Source organism: Pseudomonas sp. GR 6-02, from assembly GCF_001655615.1.
Classification (GTDB): domain Bacteria; phylum Pseudomonadota; class Gammaproteobacteria; order Pseudomonadales; family Pseudomonadaceae; genus Aquipseudomonas.
On record NZ_CP011567.1, the window covers coordinates 2,462,949 to 2,484,371 of the forward strand.

The following is a 21,423-nucleotide window of genomic DNA, read 5'->3' on the forward strand; positions in this document are numbered from 1 at the left end:
GGTAAGGCCATGACGAAGGGCCGGGATAATAACAAACCTGTGTGCTTTTGGAGCATATGCCGGTTTTGCATGAATATCGTTCATGTTGGTGCGCGGGTCGGACCGGTAGAATCGCGGCGTTTTCTCATGATCAGGACCAGGGATATGTCGTATCGCGTCGTCACCAGCCTATTGATGCTGTTTTTAAGCGGGGGCGCCGCTGCGCAAGGTCCGGACATTTCCTACGTTCGCGACATTCAACCGATCTTCACCGAAAAGTGCGTGGCCTGCCATGCCTGCTACGACTCCGCCTGTCAGCTCAATCTGGGCAGTGGCGAAGGGGCGTCCCGAGGTGCGACGAAGGCGCCGGTCTATGACGGCGAACGGAGCAAGGCCGCCGCGCCGACCCGGTTGTTTTATGACGCCTTCGGCAAGCGTGCCTGGCAGCAAAAGGGCTTCTATTCAGTGCTCGACGCCCAAGGCAGCCAGGCGGCACTGATGGCGCGGATGCTTGAACTAGGCCATAGAACGCCGTTACAACCCAACGCCAAATTGCCGGAAGAGATCGTCCTGGGCCTGAACCGGGAAACGCTGTGCGCCATGCCGGCGGAGTTCGACGGTTACGCCAGCTCTCATCCGAAGGAGGGCATGCCGCTAGCGGTCACCGGTCTTACCGATCAGCAATACCAGACGCTGCAGCGCTGGCTGGCCTCTGGCGCGCCGATCGATCAGCAGGGCCTGGTGCCCAGCGCCAGGGAAGCCTTGGAAGTGGTGCAGTGGGAAAACCTGCTGAATGCGCCGGGCGCCCGGGAGAGCCTGGTCGGGCGCTGGCTGTTCGAGCACTGGTTCTTGGCCCATATCTATTTCAAGGACGGCGAGCCGGGGCATTTCTTTCAGTGGGTACGTTCGCGCACGCCGACGGGGCAGCCCATCGACCTGATCAACACCCGCCGTCCGAATGATGATCCGGGCACTCAGGTCTATTACCGTCTGTGGCCGGTGCAAGGCGTGATCGTGCACAAGACCCACATCACCTACCCGCTGAGCGCGGCGAAGATGGCGCGGATCAAGAGCCTGTTTTACAACGGTAACTGGCAGGTCAACGCGTTACCGGGCTACGGGCCGGAGCGGCGGGCCAATCCGTTTGCCACGTTCGAAGCGATCCCGGCCCAGGCGCGTTACCAGTTCATGCTCGATAACGCCGAATACTTCGTGCGTACCTTTATTCGCGGCCCGGTCTGCCGGGGCCAGATCGCCACCGACGTGATTCGCGACAACTTCTGGGCACTGTTCCAGGCCCCGGAACATGACCTTTACATCACCGACCCGAAATATCGCGGCAAGGCTACGCCGTTGCTGGCGATGCCGGGGCAGAACGATGACGTCGGCAGTGTCCTGAGCCTGTGGCACGACTACCGCAACAAACGCAACGAATATGAGGCCCTGCGCCGGGACAGCTATGCCGACTTGCCAGCGCCGAGCTGGTCGACCCTGTGGGCCGGTAATGACAATGCGTTGCTGAGTATCTTCCGGCATTTCGACAGCGCCTCGGTGACCAAGGGCCTGATCGGCGATGTGCCGCAGACGATGTGGCTGTTCGATTACCCGTTGCTGGAACGCACGTATTACCAGTTGGCGGTCAACTTCGATGTGTTCGGTAACGTGTCCCATCAGGCCCAGACCCGGCTGTACTTCGACCTGATCCGCAACGGCGCCGAGCAGAACTTCCTGCGCCTGATGCCGGCCAGCTCACGGGACGGCTATCTCGACGATTGGTACCAGAACAGCGGCAAGTTCAAGATGTGGCTGGATTACGAGGACATCGATAACGACAAGCCGACGGCGCTGACGCTGGACGAAAACGACCCGAAACGAGATTTCGCCTTGCAGTTGCTGTCCCGTTACGGCGAACTCAATGCCAGGCCCGATCCGATCAACCGCTGCGACGGCGCTTACTGCTCGCGGCCGAACATTGATCCGGCGTTGCAGAACGCCGAGCAAGCCTTGAGCCGCCTGACGTCGCGCCCGGCCGCGGGTTTGAAAGTCATCGATCAGTTGCCGGAGGCCACGATGTTGCGCATCGAGACCTCAAGCGGCAAGCGTGAGGTCTACAGCCTGCTGCGTAACCGCGCCCACAGCAACGTGGCGTTCCTGCTCGGGGAGTCGCTGCGTTATCAGCCGGGGCTCGACACGTTGACGATCTATCCGGGTGTTCTGAGCAGCTACCCGAACTTCATGTTCAACATTCCGGCCGGGCAGGTGCCGGCGTTTGTCGACGAGATGGAAAATGCCAAAGACGCCGCGAGTTTCGAAAAAATCGTCGAACGCTGGGGCATTCGTCGCAGTCATCCGCAATTCTGGCAGTATTTCCATGATCTGAGCCGGTACATCCACGACACCGACCCGGTGGAAGAGGGCGTGCTGGACATGAATCGCTACGAGAATCTCTGAAATGCCTGCAACCCGGTGTGGGAGCCACAGTTCCCGACAAAAATACTAGGACTTTGTGCGGCGCGTCGATTGGCGTAAACTGCGTCCAAGCCTGCGAGGAGTTTCCATGACCGCTATTACCATTACCGACGCCGCCCATGATTACCTGGCCGATCTGCTCTCCAAGCAGAACACCCCGGGTATCGGCATCCGCGTCTTTATCACCCAGCCTGGCACCCAGTACGCCGAAACCTGCATTGCCTACTGCAAGCCGGGCGAAGAAAAACCTGAAGATACAGCGCTGGGGCTCAAAAGCTTCACCGCCTATATCGACTCGTTCAGCGAAGCGTTTCTGGACGATGCGGTAGTCGACTACGCCACCGACCGCATGGGCGGCCAACTGACCATCAAGGCGCCAAACGCCAAAGTACCGATGGTCAACGCCGACAGCCCGGTCAACGAGCGCATCAACTACTACCTGCAAACCGAGATCAACCCGGGGCTGGCCAGCCACGGCGGTCAGGTCAGCCTGATCGATGTGGTCGAAGACGGCATCGCCGTGCTGAAGTTCGGCGGCGGTTGCCAGGGCTGCGGCCAGGCAGACGTCACCCTGAAGGAAGGCATCGAGCGCACCTTGCTCGAGCGCATTCCCGAGCTCAAGGGTGTACGTGACGTGACTGACCATACGCAGAAAGAAAACGCCTACTACTAAGGTGTTCGCTGCGACATAAAAAAACGGTGCCCGTGAGCACCGTTTTTTTATGGATGATCGATAACCTGTGGCGAGGGAGCTTGCTCCCGCTCGACTGCGAAGCAGTCGCAATCCAGCCGATGCATTTTCCCGTGATGAATGCGTTGGCTGATTTTGGGACCGCTGCGCGGTCCAGCGGGAGCAAGCTCCCTCGCCACAAGTGCTTCAGGGTCTGTATAGGTGCGCATGCCCCGCGCGATACAGCGACGATTCACTGAAGTGATCGCTGCCCAGCACTCGACCCACCAGAATCAGCGCCGTTCGGCGAAAACCCTTGGCTTGTACCTTCTGCGCAATGTCCGCAAGCGTTCCCACCACCCAATCCTGATCCGGCCAGGTCGCCCGGTGAATCACCGCGATCGGGCAGTCGGCGCCGTAGTGCGGCAGCAATTGGGCAAGGATCTTCTCCAGATGATTGACCCCCAGGTGGATCGCCATGGTCGCCCCGTGTTGCGCCAGGCTGCCCAGTTCTTCGCCAGCGGGCATGGCGGTCTTGTCGGCGTAACGGGTCAGAATCACGCTCTGTGACACGTCCGGCAGGGTCAGTTCGGCCCCCAAAAGGGCCGCGCAGGCGGCGGTGGCGGTGACGCCGGGAATGATTTCGAAAGGGATGTCGAGTTCACGCAAGTAGCGAATCTGCTCGCCGATCGCGCCGTACAGACTCGGGTCGCCGGAATGCACCCGGGCCACGTCCTGGCCGTTGGCGTGGGCGGTCTTGATCAGCTCGACGATCTGTTCCAGGTGCAGTTCGGCGCTGTTGACCACCTGTTCGGCCCGGTGGCCTTCCAGCACGGCGGCGGGGACCAGGGAGCCGGCATAGATGATGACCGGGCAGCTACGAATCAGCCGCTGGCCTTTGACGGTGATCAGTTCCGGGTCGCCGGGGCCGGCGCCAATGAAGTAGACGGTCATCGTCGTTTCCTGTCAGAAATAGGGCCTGGGCATGCTTCAGATGAAGAATGCTCATGATCGAAGGCGGGGATTATCGGGGATTTTACGCGGCGCTGGCCAATGCCAAGGTGGCCTGGGCGTATTTTTGTCGTGGAATCAGCAACTTTGCCGGTGCCTGGGCCAATTGTTCGGCCAGGGCCAACGCAGCGCTTTCCGCCACGCCGTAGCAACCGGTGCGTTCAAACGCGATGTCCGAGTGGTGGCTCAGTTGTGCTTGATAGGTCGCCAATTGTTCGCTGCTGAAGTACATCAGCGGCAACGCCAGCTGTTCGGCCAGTTCGATCAGGCCAGGTTCATCGCGCTTGAGGTCGATGCTGGCCAGGGCCTTGATCTCACGAAGCTCGATTTGATGGGCCTGTAGCGCCTGATCGAGCAGCGCCCGCAGCGTGCTGACGGGGCAGCCGCGCTGGCAGCCCAGGCCGACCACCAGGGTCGGCACTGTGCCGTTTTCAGTCATGCGCTGTAATGGCCATCGCTTTTGCGGCGGAACAACCAGGCGCTGATCAGGCCCAGGGCCAGCCAGAACGCCACGTTGGTCAACTGCGAAGCGATTTTGAATTGCGCTTCCAGGGCTTCCGGCGCCAGCATCGAATGGACTTCCGGTTGTGGTGCGCCAATCACATGCGGCACGGCCAGGATCGCCACGCCGAGAGCTTTCATCAGCCAGTGACGGCTGAACACGATCAACGCGATGCCGACGGCCGTGGACGCGGCAGTGCCGATCCACCAGATTTGCCGTTGCGCCAGATCAGCCGCGGCAGTGCCCGGCAGCTCAGGCGGCAGGCCGAGAGTCGGAGCCAGCACGAACGTCGCATAACCGGCCAGGCCCCAGAGCAGGCCCTGAGAGGTTTTGGTCGGTGCGCGCAGGGTGTAAAGACCGGCGAGCATCAGGGCGAAACCGACGGCTACCACCAGGTTGCCGCCGGTAGTGGACAGCACGCGCTGCCAGCCGTCTTCCGGTTCCCAGGCTTCGGCATCGTGGGTATGAGCGACTGCGCCCGCGGCGTGCTCGTGGATTTCAACAGCAGCCGGCTCGGATTTTTCGTAGGTCTCGGCCTGCAAAATCAGCGGGGAGACCCAGAAGCTTTGCAGCAGGGTCAATAGCAGGGCGGCCAGCAGCCCGGTGAAACCTGCGGTTTGCGCAATACGCTTGATCATCTCAGCAGGTCTCAATGGCACGGAAAGGCGGAGCTGTGACGGGTATCGTGCGCGGCGTTGTGCACCGCTTCGATGTGCGAGAAACCGGCGAAATACACAAGGCTGGCGCCAAGGATCGACGCACACACGGCGGCGGTCAGGCGTTGAGTCAGGGTCGTGGTGGTGCTGGCGATGCTCTTGTCGGTGTTGCTGGCGGTGCTGCTGATGATCGTCATGGCGCTTCCCTCTGGTCTGTCAGCGGGTGAATAGAGCGCATGAAAATCTCCGCACGCCAAGGGCTCGCAGAGATTTCGAACAGCGCCCGCCCACCGCGGGTTTGTTATTCAGTGAACGTAAAAGTCACTTTGTGTTGCGGGCCGGTCTCCGGGCTCGCGAGGGGCTGGGCTTGCGCCTGGACCTGCAAGCATCACCTTCCCATGCCATATGACCGGCACAGTGGATCTGACGCTTCACTCGCTTACCGTTGCGGGGGCAGCACCGGACTGACATGGCTTTAGAGTAAAGCACATGATTCACCGGTTTCCCGTTTCACCCTGTGAAGGGCACCCGTAACAAGGCGTGTAGGAGAGCATGGGCGAGGGCGGGGAGTCAATTGGCAGGGGTTCTCACTAACACCCAATACCTGTGGCGAGGGGGCTTGGTCCCGCTCGAGCGCATAGCGGTCGCATCGGATTCATGCGGTCTGTCTGTAAGATTTGCAGTGCATGGTTTCACGACTGCTTCGCAGCCGAACGGGAGCAAGCTCCCTCGCCACAGGCAAGCCCCCTCGCCACAGGTGATCGCATTCGCCGACAAGACATTGACCCGCCCCCACACGATGCGTAGCCTTGCGCTTTCGAGGTTCTTCGGCGTCTGTCGAAGCTAAGAAGGGAACGCGGTCGATGCCGCGGCTGCCCCCGCAACTGTGAACGGTGATGTTCGCTGCCACGCCACTGCAAACCCTGTGCAACGGGTTCGCGGGAAGGCGCAGCGAATGCCGGGCCAACGCCCGGCGCACCGTCAGCCAGGAGACCTGCCTCGACACAGATTCTCACTTTCAACCGGGCGGGGTGATCCGGTGGCGAACTCTTCAGGCACGCGCGCCCGCGTTGCCGGTTGTCGTCCCGTATGCCCGCCACCTTGCCAAAGGGCATCCGATGAAAACACTGGCCAAACTCCCCGTCACCATCGTTACCGGCTTCCTCGGTTCGGGCAAAACCACCTTGCTGCGGCACATGCTCGACAACGCCCAGGGCCGTCGCATCGCGGTGATCGTCAACGAGTTCGGCGAGCTGGGCATCGACGGCGAGATCCTCAAGCAGTGCTCAATCGGCTGCACCGAAGAAGAGGCCAGCGGCCGCGTCTACGAATTGGCCAACGGCTGCCTGTGCTGCACCGTTCAGGAGGAATTCTTCCCGGTGATGCGCGAGTTGGTTGCTCGCCGCGGCGACCTCGACCACATCCTCATCGAAACCTCGGGCCTGGCCCTGCCAAAGCCTTTGGTTCAAGCCTTCCAGTGGCCGGAAATCCGCAGCGCCTGCACCGTTGACGCGGTGATCACCGTGGTCGACAGCCCGGCCGTCGCTGCCGGCACTTTCGCTGCATTCCCGGATCAAGTGGACGCCCAGCGCAAACTCGACCCGAACCTGGACCACGAATCGCCGCTGCACGAACTGTTCGCCGACCAACTGGCCAGCGCCGACCTGGTGATTCTCAACAAGGCCGACCTGATCAGCGCCGCAGACCTGGCCCGCGTGCGCCTGGAAGTCGCCGAAGAGCTGCCACCGGCGGTGAAAGTCATCGAAGCCAGCAGCGGTCGCTTGCCACTGGACGTGCTGATCGGCCTCGGTGCCGGTTCCGAAGAACACATCGACAGCCGTCACAGCCATCACGATCATCACCATGAAGGTGAAGACGACCACGATCACGACCATGACGCGTTCGACTCCATCTCGATCGAGCTGCCACAAGCCGACGAAAGCCTGCTGATGGACGCGCTGACGCAACTGGTGGTGCAGCACGGTATTCTGCGGGTCAAGGGTTTCGCGGCGGTGCCGAACAAGCCGATGCGCCTGCTGATTCAGGGCGTGGGCACGCGTTTCGACAAGCACTTTGACCGTCAGTGGGGCGCCGAGGAAGCGCGCACCACCCGTCTGGTGTTGATCGGTCAGGCGCTGGACGCCGTTCAACTCGAAGCGCAATTGCGCGCTGCGCTCAGCGTTTAATCCATGCACCTGCTCAGGACCCAGCCCGGCGGTTTCGTGTCGGATGACAACATTGCCGACCTTGGACAAACCCCCGCCGAGCTGGTGATCCTGTGCAGCGGCGATTCCAGTCTGGCGTTGCTCGCCGAGGCGGCGCAGCAGCTGCCCGACGATTACCCGAGCCTGCGCCTGGCCAACCCGATGCAGGTGCAGAATCACGCCTCGGTCGATCTTTATGTCGACGAAGTGCTGCGCCACGCCAAGGTGATTCTGATCTCGCTGCACGGCGGCATCGCCTATTGGCGTTACGGCATCGAGCGTCTGGTGGAATTGTCCCAGCGCGGTGTGCAGTTGATTCTGGTGCCGGGTGACGATCGCCCGGACCCGGAACTCAGCGATCTGAGCACCGTGGCCCCCGAAGACCGCGACCGGCTCTGGCACTTCCTGCGTCAGGGCGGCATGGCCAATGCGCTCGACCTGTTTCGCTGCCTTGCCAGTCGTTGGCTGGGTCGTGATTATCCATGCTCCGAGCCGCAAACCCTGCCACGCACCGCGATCTACCACCCGCAAAAAAGCCCCGCGCACCTTCAGGATTGGCAAGCCGATTGGCAGGCCGATCAGCCGGTGGCGGCGGTGCTGTTTTACCGCTCGCACTTGCAGGCGGCGAACACCGGTTTCATCGATATTTTCTGCCAGCGTTTGCAGGCGGCAGGGCTCAACCCGTTGCCGATTGCGCTGGCCAGTCTGAAAGAGCCAGGCTGCCTGGCGGTGGTCGAGGACTGGCTGGATGAAGTTGAGGCGGGGGTGATTCTGAACACCACCGGTTTCGCCCAGTCCAGCCCTGAAGCGCCGCATCTGCGGCCGTTTCGTCGCAACATCCCGGTGATTCAGGCGATCTGCGCCCAGGACAACGAGCCCGGTTGGCGTGCCAGCGAGCAAGGCCTCGGTCCCCGTGACTTGGCGATGCACATCGCGCTGCCGGAGCTGGACGGGCGAATCATCAGTCGGCCGATCAGCTTCAAGGATCTGGCGTGGCGCAGCGAGCGCAGTCAGTCCGATGTGGTTTGCTATCGACCACAACCGGAACGCATGGATTTTGTCGCTGAACTGGCGCGGCGCTGGATCGATCTGGCGCGGCTGCCCAACAGCGAAAAACGCATCGCCCTGATCCTCGCCAACTACCCGACTCGCGATGGACGCATCGGTAATGGCGTCGGTCTCGACACCCCGGCCGCGGCGCTGAACATCCTGCGTGCCCTGTACGCCGAAGGTTATCCGTTGCCGGCCGAGCTGCCGGACAGCGGCACCGCGCTGATCCAGCAACTGCTCGGTGGTGTCAGCAATGATCTGGACACTATCGATCAACGTCCGTGCCAGCAAAGCCTGGCGCTGGATGATTACTTTTTGATGTTCAACGCACTGCCCGAAGCCAATCGCGAGGCGGTGCTGCAACGTTGGGGCACGCCCGAAAGCGATCCGATGTTCCGTGGCGGGCGAATGATGATTGCCGGGTTGCGCTTCGGCCTGACCTTCGTCGGCATTCAACCGGCGCGGGGTTATCAGGTTGACCCGAGCGCGGTCTATCACGACCCGGACCTGGTGCCGCCCCACGGTTATCTGGCGTTCTACTTCTGGTTGCGCAACACCTACGGCGCCCACGGCGTGATCCATGTCGGCAAGCACGGTAACCTCGAATGGCTGCCGGGCAAGGGCGTCGGGTTATCTGAAAACTGCTGGCCCGACGCGCTGCTCGGACCGCTGCCGAACATCTATCCGTTCATCGTCAACGACCCGGGCGAGGGTGCCCAAGCCAAGCGCCGCACGCAAGCGGTGATCATCGATCACCTGATGCCACCGCTGACCCGCGCCGAAACCTACGGCCCGCTGCGCAACCTTGAGTTGTTGGCTGACGAATATTACGAAGCGCAGTTGCTCGATCCGCGCCGCGCCCGGGAACTGCAACGCGACATTCTGCAACTGGTGCGCGACACGCACATTGATCGCGAACTGCAGCTGGACGAGAAGCTCGACAGCGATGCCGACGCGGCGATCTGGTTGCCGCGCCTGGACACTTACCTGTGTGACTTGAAGGAATCGCAGATCCGCGATGGCCTGCACGTGTTTGGCGAGTCGCCGACCGGGCGATTGCGCATCGACACTTTATTGGCTTTGCTGCGCATTCCTCGCGGTGACGGTCGTGGCGCGCAATCGAGCGTGCTGCGGGCGCTGGCCAAGGCGTTCGAATTGGGCTTCGATCCACTGGATTGCGTGTTGGCTGATCCTTGGAACGGTCCTCGGCCGGATGCCTTGCAGGCGGTCAGTGATGAGCTGTGGCGCACGGCGGGGGATACCCGTGAGCGTCTGGAACTGTTCGCCGCGCAACTAATCTCGCGGACGTTGAATGCCGAGCCTGGCCCGTGTGGGAGCGAACCTTTGTGGCGAGGGGGCTTGCCCCCGTTGGGTCGCGAAGCGGCCCCAAAAAACGGGACTGCTGCGCAGTCCAACGGGGGCAAGCCCCCTCGCCACAAGGCCCCTCACCACCTAGACCCGCTCCCACAGGAGGCAGATTGGTCCGACGTGAGCGCGATCATCGACAGTTTGCGCGAGGTCGTCGCCCCGCGCCTGGACGCCTGCGGCCCGGCGGAAATGCGCGGCCTGCTGGACGCCCTCAGCGGGCGATTCGTCCCGGCCGGGCCGAGTGGTGCGCCCAGCCGTGGACGGCTGGACGTGTTGCCCACCGGGCGCAATTTCTATTCGGTGGACGTGCGCAACCTGCCGACCACCACGGCGTGGCGCATCGGTTTTCAATCCGCGAACCTGATTCTTGAGCGGCACTTGCAGGATCACGGCGATCACTTGCGTCAGCTCGGCCTGTCGGTCTGGGGCACCGCGACCATGCGCACCGGCGGCGATGACATTGCCCAGGCCATGGCCTTGATGGGTGTGCGGCCGGTGTGGGCGACGGGCAGTCAGCGGGTCGACGACTTCGAGATTCTGCCGTTGAGCCTGCTGGACCGGCCGCGGGTGGACGTGACCTTGCGCGTCTCCGGATTCTTCCGCGATGCCTTTGCCAACCTGATCCGGCTGTTCGACGCCGCCGTGCAAGCGGTCGCCGCGCTGGATGAACCGGACGATCTCAACCCGTTGGCAGCCAAGGTTCGTGCCGAGCGCGAAGCGCTGCTGACGTCCGGTCTGGATGAAGAAGCGGCCAGGCGACAGGCCGGCTGGCGGATCTTCGGGGCCAAACCGGGTGCTTACGGTGCCGGCGTGCAAGGTGCCATCGACGGTCGTTTGTGGCAGAGCCGCGAAGACCTGGCCGAGGTTTACCTGAACTGGGGCGGCTACGCTTACGGCGGCTCCGATGAAGGCACCGCCGCACGCGAGCAGTTCGCCCAGCGTCTGAGCCAGGTGCAGGCCGTGCTGCAAAATCAGGACAACCGCGAGCACGACTTGCTCGATTCCAACGACTATTACCAGTTCCAGGGCGGCATGCTGGCGGCCGTCGAAAGCCTCGGCGGCGCAGCGGCGGCGAGTTATCACGGCGACCACAGTCAGCCGGACTTGCCGAAGATCCGCACATTGAAGGAAGAGCTGAACCGGGTGATCCGTTCCCGGGCGGCCAATCCGAAATGGATCGACGGGATCAAGCGTCATGGCTATAAAGGCGCGTTCGAACTGGCGGCGACGGTCGATAACCTGTTTGCGTTCGACGCCACCACGCAGTTGATCGACGATCACCAGTATGCGTTGCTGGCGGACGCCTATTTGCTTGATCCGGCGACCCGGGAGTTTGTTCGCGAACACAATCCCCACGCCTTGCGCGACATGACCGAGCGCCTGCTCGAAGCGCAGCAACGGGGGATGTGGCAGGAGCCGGGTGAATACCGCGAGGCGCTGGAGAATTTGTTGCTGGACATAGAAGAAGACAGTTAGCCGGTGAGCAAAGGAAATTTGTGGCGAGGGAGCTTGCTCCCGTTGGGCTGCGCAGCAGCCCCAAAACAAAAAACCAGGCTCTGTCAGGCACACCGCATTTTCAGGTTTTACGACTGCTACGCAGCCGAGCGGGAGCAAGCTCCCTCGCCACAGAGTAATCACCGACCATGACCGAGATTTGAACATGACCGACACCCCCCATTTCCCGCTCTCCGCCGTGGTCGGCGCCGATGACTTGAAGCTCGCCCTGTACCTGACCGCCATCGACCCGAAAATCGGAGGCGTGCTGATCGAAGGCCCGCGCGGCATGGCCAAGTCGACCCTGGCCCGAGGCCTGGCGGACCTGCTGGCCAGCGGTCAATTCGTTACCTTGCCCCTGGGCGCCACCGAAGAACGGCTGGTCGGCACCCTCGATCTCGACGCGGCCTTGAGCGAAGGGCGCGCACAGTTTTCTCCGGGTGTATTGGCCAAGGCCGACGGCGGCGTGCTCTACGTCGATGAAGTGAACTTGCTGCCCGATCACCTCGTGGACCTGCTGCTCGACGTGGCCGCCAGCGGCACCAACCTGATCGAGCGCGACGGGATTTCCCATCGGCATTCGGCGAAGTTTGTGCTGATCGGCACCATGAACCCGGAAGAGGGCGAACTGCGCCCGCAACTGCTCGACCGCTTTGGCCTGAACGTCGCCCTCAGTGGCCATACCGCACCCGCCGAGCGCGGCCAGATCATCCGTCGTCGACTGGATTTCGACAGCGATCCGCAAGGGTTCTGCGCCGAGTGGGAAAGTCAGCAACACGCCCTGCGCGAGCGTTGCCAGAAGGCGCGTGCGGCCCTGGCGAGTATCCCGCTCGACGATGCCGCACTGGCGCAGATCACCGAGCGCTGCTTTGCTGCCGGCGTCGATGGCTTGCGGGCCGACCTGGTCTGGCTGCGCGCGGCGCGGGCACATGCGGCGTGGCGCGGTGCGAACGCCATTGCCGAAGAGGATATCGACGCGGTCGCCGAATTTGCCTTGCGTCATCGTCGTCGGGAGCATTCGACCTCTGCGCCGCAAAACTCCCAAGCGCCACAGCAATCCCCTGCGCAAACCACCAACCCGAACGAAGGTCAGGGCCAGTGGGGCGAAATGCCCGCCCAGGCGCTGCCGGTCGGTGCTCGACGTGAAGTGCCGAGCTGGCCAAAAAAGCCCTAGGCATTCGCCCTCGATCAGACGCGGGGGCGAATGCCAGACCCCGCGCAGGCCGGCTGGATCACGGTAAACAGGGCAAGCGTCACGCCGCCCGTAGCGGATCGGTCAACTGGCCCGGCACCTTGCTCAATGGCCGACCGCGTCAACGCGATGACCTATTGTTCCATCTGCGGACCCGCACCCCGCATGAACTGTGGCTGGTGATCGTCGATGCCTCGGCTTCGACCCGGCGCCATCAGGCGTTGAGCGATGCCAAGGGCTTGCTGGCGCAACTGTTCGACGATGCCTATCGCCAGCGCGCACGCCTGGCTTTGCTGACCGCCAGCGGTCACTTGCCGAAGTGGCAGGTGCAGGGGTTGAAAGCTTCTGCGGGCTTACGCGATTGGCTTGAGGGATTGGGCGCCGGCGGCGGGACGCCGATGCTGGCGGCGCTTGGCGAGGCGGGGCGCTGGCTGGCGGTCCGGCAAAAGCGTTTTCCGGCCGAACAGCAGCGGCTGCTGCTAGTGACAGATGGACGGTTGAAGGACTGGTCGACATTGCCGGAGCTGGATTGTCCGGGGTTGCTGATCGACATCGAGCGCGGTCCGATTCGGCTCGGGCGGGCAAAGGTGTTGGCAGCTCAGTTACAGATTGATTATCGGCATATCGATGAGCTGATTTAAGGTTGAATTTTGTGCTGACAGTGCTGGCCCCATCGCATCGCTGCCCTATGCTCTGTAAGCAAACCCATCACAGGAGTGACCCATGCGCGTTCTAGCCCGCAACGATCAGGACGATTTCCGCGTCAAAGCCTACGCTGGCACCAACGGTGTGCTGCTGGCCATCGACCTGGCCGAACCCCGCCGCAAAGGCCTGTTGGGGTTTGCCATCGAAAAACAGCAAGGTGACAAACCCTGGTTGTTTCTGTTCAACAGCCTGACCTTCCCCGGCAAGGATCATACGTTCCCTCAGTTTCACGCCACCCCCAGCGATGCCGCGCCTTTGCAGAAATTTCGCTGGGCCGATTACGCGGTCAATCCGGGTGTGACGATCCATTATCGGGTTCACCTGGCTTATGGCACTGCCGATGCGCCACAGTTGGGTGAAAGCCTGGAAGTGACGGTCACCACGGACGATGGCCTGCCCAAGGGGCAGAACGTGATATTCAACCGGGCAGTGGCTGCCAGTCAGGCGTTCCAGCGCAAATTCGCCGACCTCGATGCGCTACTCAGCGTCAACAAGACACTGCCCATCGAAGAGTGGCCCGATGCGCCGCGCCAATGGCTGGAAAATGGTCTGCTCGCACGCTTGCTCGGGTTTATCGAGCGTGCCGTGGATGGCCAGTGGGCGCTGGACATCGCGATCTATGAATACCAGTTGCAGGCGATCGTCGATGCGGTGAACGCCGCCTTCGAGCGTGGCGTAAAGGTTCGGGTCCTGTACCACGCCCAACCTGGCGAAGACACCACGGCGCTGAACGAAGCCAGCCTGGAAAAAATCCCGGCGGCGAACAAACGCGGGCGGGTCACCCACAATATCTTTCACGACAAGTTCATGGTCCTGAGCCGGCTCGATGCCGCGGGGCAGCATCAGCCCGAAGCGGTACTCTGCGGCAGTACCAACTTCACTGCCAACGGCGTCTACCGTCAGGCCAACGTCGTGCATGTGCTGGACGACGCTCGGATCGGCGCCACTTACCTGCAAACCTTCGAGCAGGTCTGGGCCACACCGACGGACGTCGGCGCCACGCGGGACTGGCTCACGGAACACAATCCGATGCAGCCTGACCAGCCGCTGTTCGCCGGTTTTTCACCGCGCTCGGGCGAGGGCGACTTGAGTGAGTTCATCAAGATCATCAACGCCGCCAAAAAAGACCTGCTGTTTGTCACCGCATTCACCTTGCCGGACAAAATACTCAACGCGCTGCTCGGCCAACCCCACGACGACATCTTGCGTTACGGCCTGCAAAACACGGTCAGCAACATCACCGGTTTCCATGCCGACCGCACCGCCGAATTCGCCGCCACCGCGCTGCTCAACACCGGCCTTGAAGGCTGGCTCAAGGAAAACATGAAAGGCCAGAAGGGCAACCTGCTGGTGCACACCAAAGCCATCGTCGTCGATTTCACCAGCGACTCACCGACCATCATCAGCGGCAGCCACAACCTCAGTGACGCGGCCAGCAACGGCAATGACGAAAACTACCTGATCATCCGTGGCGACACCGACCTGGCCGATCGTTACGGGCTGGAACTGCTGCGCTTCTACGAACATTACCGGTTCCGCTACTTCGCAAAGAAACTGCAACTCAAGCAGGTCCGGCCGTTGGCGGCGGATGACAGCTGGACCGATGACTATTACCGCGAGGGCGACCTGCGGATGTTGTCGCGGCTGCGTTTTTCCGGACGATAAACACACCGGCGGGCACTTTTTGTAGCAGCTGCCGAGCAGCGCAAGGCTGCTGCTACAGGTCAGTTATTTGCCCATTGCATTACTCATCAAACGTGCATTCAACCGCTCCCGTGCCCGAGGCGCAGTGCATAAAGTGCTGAGGGTTCTCTGCAACCACGGCAAGTCGTGGCGGGGTTTGTGGGCAATCTGTTTGGGCCTGAGCTTGCCGATGTGCTTTTTGAAATGTTCTTCCAGGGTTTCCGGGGTGCCTATGCCCTTGAGCTTCGTCAGCAGCTTCCCCTCCTCGTAGAACAGCAAAGTGGGTGTGCCTTTGACTTCCGGATGCCGAGGGGACTTGCTCGTATCCAGCATATAGATGCACGCATGATCTTTGTACTTCTCGGCAATGGCCCGGAAAACCGGTCCGGCCCCTTCGCAGGCGGGACAGTGGTCGTTGCCGAAATACAGAATCACCGGGCGCCAAGTGTTGAGCGCTTTGCGGTAGGCCGGATCCAATGACTGGGTGGACATCGAACTCATTGAAATCTCCTTTTCAAAGACTATCGAAGGCCCTTTGACGTTAAAGGAGGCGAGCGGGTGGGTCTACTGTCAGAAATTACAGGTGTGCTCTGCTTCTTTTTGACCTGCAATGCACCGCAATGTGACTCAACCACACACAGCCTGTAGCCAACGGTAGCGTTCAGCCAGCTGTCTTTTCGTAACACTTTCTTCGCGCCTGTGCGCATCCATTTGATTCAAAACACTTTTCAAATCCTCCGAGATTCCGGCCACAACCTGTGGCACACTTTCTGCTGTCTATTCCGTTGTTACATACCATGTTCCGGTATAGCGGAATAAACACAGCCCTGGAGTGCTTGCCATGCATCGTCGACTTTCCTTGTTTAAAGCGTGTGTTTTCGTACTCGCGGCTTCGGCCGCTGCCGTGGGTGTCGCTCAAGCGGCAGACAGCAAGCTCGACAGCGTGCTGGCCCGTGGGAAATTGATCGTGGGTACGGGCAGTACCAACGCGCCGTGGCACTTCCAGGGAGCCGACGGCAAGTTGCAGGGTTTTGATATCGATATCGCGCGGATGGTGGCCAAGGGGTTGTTCAACGACCCGAGCAAGGTCGAGTTCGTGGTGCAGTCGTCCGATGCGCGGATTCCGAACCTGCTGACCGACAAGGTCGATATGAGTTGCCAGTTCATCACCGTGACCGCCAGCCGGGCCCAACAGGTCGCGTTCACGCTGCCGTACTACCGTGAAGGTGTTGGCCTGTTGCTGCCGGCCAACAGCAAGTACAAGGAAATCGAAGACCTCAGGGCCGCCGCCGACGGCGTGACCGTGGCGGTGCTGCAGAACGTGTACGCCGAAGAACTGGTGCATCAGGCGCTGCCCAAGGCCAAGGTCGATCAGTACGACAGCGTGGATCTGATGTATCAGGCGGTGAACTCCGGCCGTGCCGACGCGGCGGCCACCGATCAGTCGTCGGTGAAATACCTGATGGTGCAGAACCCAGGCCGTTATCGCAGCCCGACCTACGCCTGGAGCCCGCAGACCTACGCCTGTGCGGTCAAACGCGGCGACCAGGACTGGCTGAACTTCGTCAACACCGTGCTGCATGAAGGCATGACTGGCGTTGAATTCCCGACTTACGCGGCGTCGTTCAAGCAGTGGTTCGGTGTCGACCTGCCTACACCTGCAATCGGTTTCCCAGTCGAATTCAAATGATCCCGTGAGAGCGGGGCGGTGATAAATCGCCCCGCTCAAGGTACTGTTGACCATGAACTATCAGTTGAATTTTGCCGCCGTGTGGCGCGACTTCGACACCTTGCTGGCGGGGCTCGGTCTGGGTCTTGAGCTGGCGCTGGTGTCGATCGCCATCGGCTGCGTGATCGGCCTGCTGATGGCGTTTGCTTTGCTGTCGAAGCACCGCGCATTGCGGGGGCTGGCGTCGGTGTATGTGACGGTGATCCGTAATACGCCGATTCTGGTGTTGATTCTGTTGATCTACTTCGCGTTGCCGAGCCTAGGTATTCGCCTGGACAAGATCCCCTCGTTCATCATCACCCTGTCGCTGTATGCCGGGGCGTACCTGACTGAAGTGTTTCGTGGCGGGCTGTTGAGCATTCCCAAGGGACTACGTGAAGCCGGGTTGGCGATTGGCTTGGGCGAGTGGCAGGTCAAGGCGTACATCACCGTGCCGGTGATGCTGCGCAATGTGCTGCCGGCGCTGTCGAACAACTTCATTTCGCTGTTCAAGGACACCTCGCTGGCGGCGGCGATTGCCGTGCCGGAGCTGACCTATTACGCGCGCAAGATCAATGTCGAGAGCTACCGGGTGATCGAAACCTGGCTGGTGACCACAGCGCTCTATGTTGCGGCCTGTTACCTCATTGCCATGATGCTGCGTTACCTCGAGCAGCGTCTGGCGATTCGCCGATAGGAGGCCCCATGTACGAATCCCCCAGCTGGTTGCATGAGTTATGGGTGGCCCGGGATGTCCTGTGGCAGGGCTTTCTGACCAGTGTGCAGTGCTCGGGCCTGGCGATTTTGCTGGGTACGCTGGTCGGCATCGTCGCCGGCCTGGTACTCACCTACGGCACGTTTTGGATGCGCGCGCCGTTCCGGTTCTACGTCGACATCATTCGCGGCACGCCGGTGTTTGTATTGGTACTGGCCTGCTTCTACATGGCGCCGGCACTGGGCTGGCAAATCAGCGCCTTCGGGGCAGGCACTTTGGGCCTGACGCTGTTTTGCGGTTCCCATGTCGCCGAGATCGTGCGCGGTGCGTTGCAAGCGCTGCCCAGCGGTCAGATGGAAGCGAGCAAGGCCATCGGCCTGACGTTTTACCAGGCACTGGGTTATGTGTTGTTGCCCCAGGCGTTGCGGCAGATCTTGCCGACCTGGGTCAACTCGTCCACCGAGATCGTCAAGGCGTCGACCTTGTTGTCGGTGATCGGCGTCGCCGAGCTGCTGCTCAGTACTCAACAGATCATCGCCCGGACCTTCATGACCCTGGAGTTTTACCTGTTCGCCGGATTGCTGTTTTTCGTCATCAACTACGCCATCGAATTACTCGGCCGGCACATTGAAAAGCGGGTGGCCTTGCCATGACACAAGCTCAAGTTTCGACCCAGAATCAGGCGCTGCTGGACATCCGCGGCCTGCACAAACAATACGGCCCGCTCGAAGTGCTCAAGGGCGTCGACCTGACCATGCAGCGCGGCAATGTGGTCACGCTGATCGGCTCCAGCGGCTCGGGCAAGACCACGCTGCTGCGCTGCGTGAACATGCTCGAAGAGTTCCAGGGCGGGCAGATTCTGCTCGACGGTGAATCCATCGGCTATGACGAGGTCAACGGCAAGCGCGTGCGCCACCCGGAAAAAGTCATCGCCCGCCATCGCGCCATGACCGGCATGGCTTTCCAGCAATTCAATCTGTTCCCGCACCTCACCGCGTTGCAGAACGTCACCCTCGGTTTGCTCAAGGTGAAAAAGTTGCACAAGGACGAGGCGGTAGCGCTGGCGGAAAAATGGCTGGAGCGGGTCGGCCTGCTGGAGCGCCGCGATCATTACCCCGGTCAGTTGTCCGGTGGTCAGCAACAGCGCGTGGCGATTGCCCGGGCGATTGCGATGAACCCGAGTTTGATGCTGTTCGATGAAGTCACCTCGGCCCTCGATCCGGAACTGGTGGGCGAAGTGCTGAACGTGATCAAGGGCCTGGCCGAGGATGGCATGACCATGTTGCTGGTGACCCACGAAATGCGTTTTGCCTTCGAGGTCTCGGACAAGATCGTGTTCATGAATCAGGGGCGGATCGAAGAGCAGGGGCCGCCCAAGGAACTGTTCGAGCGCCCGCAGTCGCCGCGACTGGCGGAATTTCTCAAGAGCACCCGCTTTTAAGCCTTCACTTTTTAATCAGGAGAAACACCCATGAGCATTACTCGTTACGGCACCGGCAGCACCGCCGGTGGCGGCCAGCCCCGTCCTTTTGCCCGCGCCGTCGAAGCCGATGGCTGGCTGCACGTGTCCGGCCAAGTGCCGGCGGTGGATGGTGAAATCATCGTGGGCGGGATTGTCGAGCAGACTCACCAAACCATGAAAAACCTGATCGCGATTCTGGAAGAGGCCGGTTACGGGCTTGAAGACGTGGTGCGCACGGGCGTGTGGCTGGAAGACCCGCGGGACTTCTGGAGTTTCAACAAGGTGTTTTCCGAGTACTTCAAAAGCGAACACGCCCCGGCCCGGGCCTGCGTGCAGGCGAACATGATGGTCGATTGCAAGGTCGAGATTGATTGCATCGCGTACAAGAAAAAGGCCTGAACCGCAGTGAATTCTTCGCGGGCAAGCCTCGCTCCTACAAACGGCGAAATCCTGTAGGAGCGAGGCTTGCCCGCGAAGGCGGCCTTCTGGGTAAACTCCCGGCACTTTGAATGGGACCACTGAAATGACCGAAGACACCATCAAGCGCCGGGCTCGCGGTCTGGACCGGGCGTTCGACATCCTCGATTTCCTCAAGGAAATCGGCCAGCCCCTGCGCCCGAACGAAATCGCCAGCGGCATCGGCAGCCCGAAATCCACGGTCTACGAACTGGTTGCGTCCTTATTGGAGCGGCGCATCCTCGAACCCGTGGGCAAGGAAGGTCACGTTTACCTCGGTCGTCAGCTGTACTTCCTCGGACAGGCGCATTTGCGTCATTTCGACCTGTCCCGCGAGGCCGATCACGCCTTGCAGGAAATCGTCAGCCAGACCCGCGAAACCGCGCAGATGTGCCTGCTCAACGGACGCAAATACACCGTGGCATTGATGAAAGAGGGGGAGCGGCATTTCCGCATTTCCTCGGACATCGGCGAAAACGCGCCGATCCCCTGGACCGCTTCCGGGCGCCTGCTGCTGGCGCACCTGAGCGATCAGCAGATCGTCGATTTGATCGACCCCGACGACTTCATCCTGCCCGACGGCGAACGCCTGCCGCTGGAACAGTTTCTCCGGGAGATCCGCCAGGCCGCCATCGACGGATTCTTTTCCTTCGACAGCGTCGCCGACACCTTTACCCATTGCTTCGCCGCCCCGGTCAAAGACCCGAGCGGCGTGGCCATCGCGACCCTGTGCATCGTCGCCCCACGGGCCGATGCGAAGAACAATTACAACGACTATCGCCGGGTGCTGATCGACAGCGCCAACAGCCTCGCCCGGCGTATCAACGAATAACAGCGGCTGCCTGCGGCCGTGTGTGAGGAGATCGACCATGTCTACTGCCATCAATACCGCCGCCGTGGAAAAGGGCGCCGCCCAGACCGGCGCCAACCTGGTGCGGGACGTCAGTCTGCCGGCGCTGGTGCTGCACCGCGACGCGCTGGAACACAACATTCGCTGGATGCAGGACTTCGTCAGCCACAGCGGCGCGGAACTGGCACCTCACGGTAAAACCAGCATGACCCCGGCGCTGTTTCGTCGCCAACTGGACGCCGGTGCCTGGGGCATCACCCTGGCCAGCGCCACGCAAACCCGCGCGGCTTACGCCCATGGTGTGCGCCGGGTGCTGATGGCCAATCAACTGGTCGGCACGCCGAACATGGCACTGATCGCCGACCTGCTGACAGACCCGACTTTCGATTTCTATTGCATGGTCGATCACCCGGATAACGTCGCCGACCTCGGCGCGTTTTTCGCCTCGCGGGGCGTGCGCCTGAACGTGATGATCGAGTACGGCGTGGTCGGCGGTCGTTGCGGTTGCCGCACCGAAGCCGAAGTGCTGGCACTGGCCAAGGCTATCAACGCTCAACCGGCGTTGGCGCTGACCGGCATCGAGGGCTACGAAGGGGTGATTCACGGTGATCATGCGGTGAGCGGCATCCGCGAGTTCGCCGCCTCCCTGGTGCGTCTGGCGGTGCAGTTGCAGGACAGTGGCGCGTTCGCGATTGCCAAGCCGATCATCACCGCGTCGGGGTCGGCGTGGTACGACCTGATCGCCGAGTCGTTCGAAGCGCAGAATGCCGGCGGGCGTTTCCTCAGCGTGCTGCGCCCCGGCAGTTACGTGGCCCACGACCATGGCATCTACAAAGAAGCGCAATGTTGCGTGCTCGACCGTCGCAGCGACCTGCACGAAGGTTTGCGCCCGGCGCTGGAAGTCTGGGCGCATGTGCAGTCGTTGCCCGAACCGGGTTTTGCGGTGATCGCCCTGGGCAAGCGCGACGTGGCCTACGACGCCGGTTTGCCGGTGCCGTTGCTGCGTTACAAGGCCGGCGTGGTGCCGGCGACCGGCGATGATGTAAGTGCCTGCAAGGTGACGGCGGTGATGGACCAGCACGCGTTCATGACCGTGGCGCCGGGAGTTGAGTTGCGGGTGGGCGATATCATTTCGTTCGGGACTTCGCACCCGTGTTTGACGTTCGACAAGTGGCGTATCGGGTGTCTGGTGGATGAGCAGCTGAATGTTATCGAGACCATGGAAACCTGTTTCTAAGAGCCCCCACAA

19 protein-coding genes and 2 riboswitches are annotated in these 21,423 nt (G+C 61.6%); of the genes, 14 read left to right on the forward strand and 5 right to left on the reverse strand.

The features are described 5' to 3' along the window. The first annotated feature begins 144 nt into the window (after positions 1–144). Both PGR6_RS11025 and nfuA read left to right on the forward strand, forming a co-directional pair. Positions 145–2,430: a fatty acid cis/trans isomerase gene (locus PGR6_RS11025; RefSeq protein WP_018927644.1), complete on the forward strand. Its 2,286-nt coding sequence runs from the start codon at positions 145–147 to the stop codon at positions 2,428–2,430. A 106-nt stretch (positions 2,431–2,536) separates the two neighbouring features. Continuing rightward, positions 2,537–3,121 carry a Fe-S biogenesis protein NfuA gene (gene nfuA / locus PGR6_RS11030; protein WP_007946504.1) on the forward strand — a complete coding sequence of 195 codons (585 nt, stop codon included), beginning with the start codon at positions 2,537–2,539 and terminating at the stop codon, positions 3,119–3,121. A gap of 204 nt (positions 3,122–3,325) precedes the next feature. Here nfuA and cobM read toward each other — a convergent pair whose 3' ends face one another. The 4 genes from cobM to PGR6_RS11050 form a co-directional block, all read right to left on the reverse strand. Then, positions 3,326–4,072 (reverse strand): precorrin-4 C(11)-methyltransferase, encoded by a 747-nt coding sequence (gene cobM / locus PGR6_RS11035; protein WP_064617085.1) that lies wholly within the window; start codon positions 4,070–4,072, stop codon positions 3,326–3,328. Between the two features lie 82 nt (positions 4,073–4,154). Further along, complete coding sequence (locus PGR6_RS11040; protein WP_064617086.1) at positions 4,155–4,568, reverse strand: cobalamin biosynthesis protein; 414 nt, start codon at positions 4,566–4,568, stop codon at positions 4,155–4,157. After that, positions 4,565–5,269: a CbtA family protein gene (locus PGR6_RS11045; RefSeq protein WP_018927646.1), complete on the reverse strand. Its 705-nt coding sequence runs from the start codon at positions 5,267–5,269 to the stop codon at positions 4,565–4,567. Before PGR6_RS11045 ends, PGR6_RS11040 begins: the two co-directional genes overlap by 4 nt. A gap of 11 nt (positions 5,270–5,280) precedes the next feature. Continuing rightward, positions 5,281–5,484 (reverse strand): CbtB domain-containing protein, encoded by a 204-nt coding sequence (locus PGR6_RS11050; protein WP_018927647.1) that lies wholly within the window; start codon positions 5,482–5,484, stop codon positions 5,281–5,283. 122 nt (positions 5,485–5,606) lie between these two features. Continuing rightward, positions 5,607–5,834, reverse strand: a riboswitch (cobalamin riboswitch). 256 nt (positions 5,835–6,090) lie between these two features. Next, positions 6,091–6,303: riboswitch (cobalamin riboswitch) on the forward strand. A gap of 102 nt (positions 6,304–6,405) precedes the next feature. Here PGR6_RS11050 and cobW point away from each other — a divergent pair. The 5 genes from cobW (at position 6,406) to PGR6_RS11075 (ending at position 14,965) form a co-directional block, all read left to right on the forward strand. Further along, positions 6,406–7,473, forward strand: coding sequence for a cobalamin biosynthesis protein CobW (gene cobW / locus PGR6_RS11055; RefSeq protein WP_026286539.1), 1,068 nt, complete (start codon positions 6,406–6,408; stop codon positions 7,471–7,473). A 3-nt stretch (positions 7,474–7,476) separates the two neighbouring features. Continuing rightward, positions 7,477–11,385 (forward strand): cobaltochelatase subunit CobN, encoded by a 3,909-nt coding sequence (gene cobN, locus PGR6_RS11060; RefSeq protein WP_064617087.1) that lies wholly within the window; start codon positions 7,477–7,479, stop codon positions 11,383–11,385. A 184-nt stretch (positions 11,386–11,569) separates the two neighbouring features. Further along, positions 11,570–12,577, forward strand: coding sequence for an ATP-binding protein (locus PGR6_RS11065; protein ID WP_064617088.1), 1,008 nt, complete (start codon positions 11,570–11,572; stop codon positions 12,575–12,577). 119 nt (positions 12,578–12,696) lie between these two features. After that, positions 12,697–13,236, forward strand: a complete 540-nt coding sequence (locus PGR6_RS11070) for a vWA domain-containing protein (RefSeq protein ID WP_064617089.1) — start codon at positions 12,697–12,699, stop codon at positions 13,234–13,236. Positions 13,237–13,318: 82 nt separating this feature from the next. Continuing rightward, positions 13,319–14,965: a phospholipase D-like domain-containing protein gene (locus PGR6_RS11075; RefSeq protein WP_018927652.1), complete on the forward strand. Its 1,647-nt coding sequence runs from the start codon at positions 13,319–13,321 to the stop codon at positions 14,963–14,965. 63 nt (positions 14,966–15,028) lie between these two features. On the opposite strand, the gene PGR6_RS11080 is transcribed toward PGR6_RS11075, so the two are convergent. Next, positions 15,029–15,484 carry a thioredoxin family protein gene (locus tag PGR6_RS11080; RefSeq protein ID WP_064617090.1) on the reverse strand — a complete coding sequence of 152 codons (456 nt, stop codon included), beginning with the start codon at positions 15,482–15,484 and terminating at the stop codon, positions 15,029–15,031. Between the two features lie 340 nt (positions 15,485–15,824). Here PGR6_RS11080 and PGR6_RS11085 point away from each other — a divergent pair, with 340 nt between their 5' ends. The 7 genes from PGR6_RS11085 to PGR6_RS11115 all read left to right on the forward strand — a co-directional run bounded on the left by PGR6_RS11085 (position 15,825) and on the right by PGR6_RS11115 (position 21,411). Then, on the forward strand, positions 15,825–16,673 hold the full coding sequence (locus PGR6_RS11085; RefSeq protein WP_018927654.1) for a transporter substrate-binding domain-containing protein: 849 nt from the start codon (positions 15,825–15,827) through the stop codon (positions 16,671–16,673). A gap of 52 nt (positions 16,674–16,725) precedes the next feature. Further along, positions 16,726–17,388, forward strand: a complete 663-nt coding sequence (locus PGR6_RS11090; protein ID WP_018927655.1) for an amino acid ABC transporter permease — start codon at positions 16,726–16,728, stop codon at positions 17,386–17,388. An 8-nt stretch (positions 17,389–17,396) separates the two neighbouring features. Next, complete coding sequence (locus PGR6_RS11095) at positions 17,397–18,059, forward strand: amino acid ABC transporter permease (protein ID WP_018927656.1); 663 nt, start codon at positions 17,397–17,399, stop codon at positions 18,057–18,059. After that, positions 18,056–18,847, forward strand: coding sequence for an amino acid ABC transporter ATP-binding protein (locus tag PGR6_RS11100; protein WP_018927657.1), 792 nt, complete (start codon positions 18,056–18,058; stop codon positions 18,845–18,847). The genes PGR6_RS11095 and PGR6_RS11100 overlap by 4 nt, the downstream gene beginning before the upstream one ends. Positions 18,848–18,877: 30 nt before the next feature. Next, positions 18,878–19,267 carry a RidA family protein gene (locus PGR6_RS11105; protein ID WP_018927658.1) on the forward strand — a complete coding sequence of 130 codons (390 nt, stop codon included), beginning with the start codon at positions 18,878–18,880 and terminating at the stop codon, positions 19,265–19,267. 124 nt (positions 19,268–19,391) lie between these two features. After that, positions 19,392–20,156, forward strand: a complete 765-nt coding sequence (locus PGR6_RS11110; RefSeq protein WP_064617091.1) for an IclR family transcriptional regulator — start codon at positions 19,392–19,394, stop codon at positions 20,154–20,156. Between the two features lie 37 nt (positions 20,157–20,193). Beyond that, positions 20,194–21,411, forward strand: coding sequence for an amino acid deaminase (locus PGR6_RS11115; protein ID WP_064617092.1), 1,218 nt, complete (start codon positions 20,194–20,196; stop codon positions 21,409–21,411). Positions 21,412–21,423: the final 12 nt, after the last annotated feature.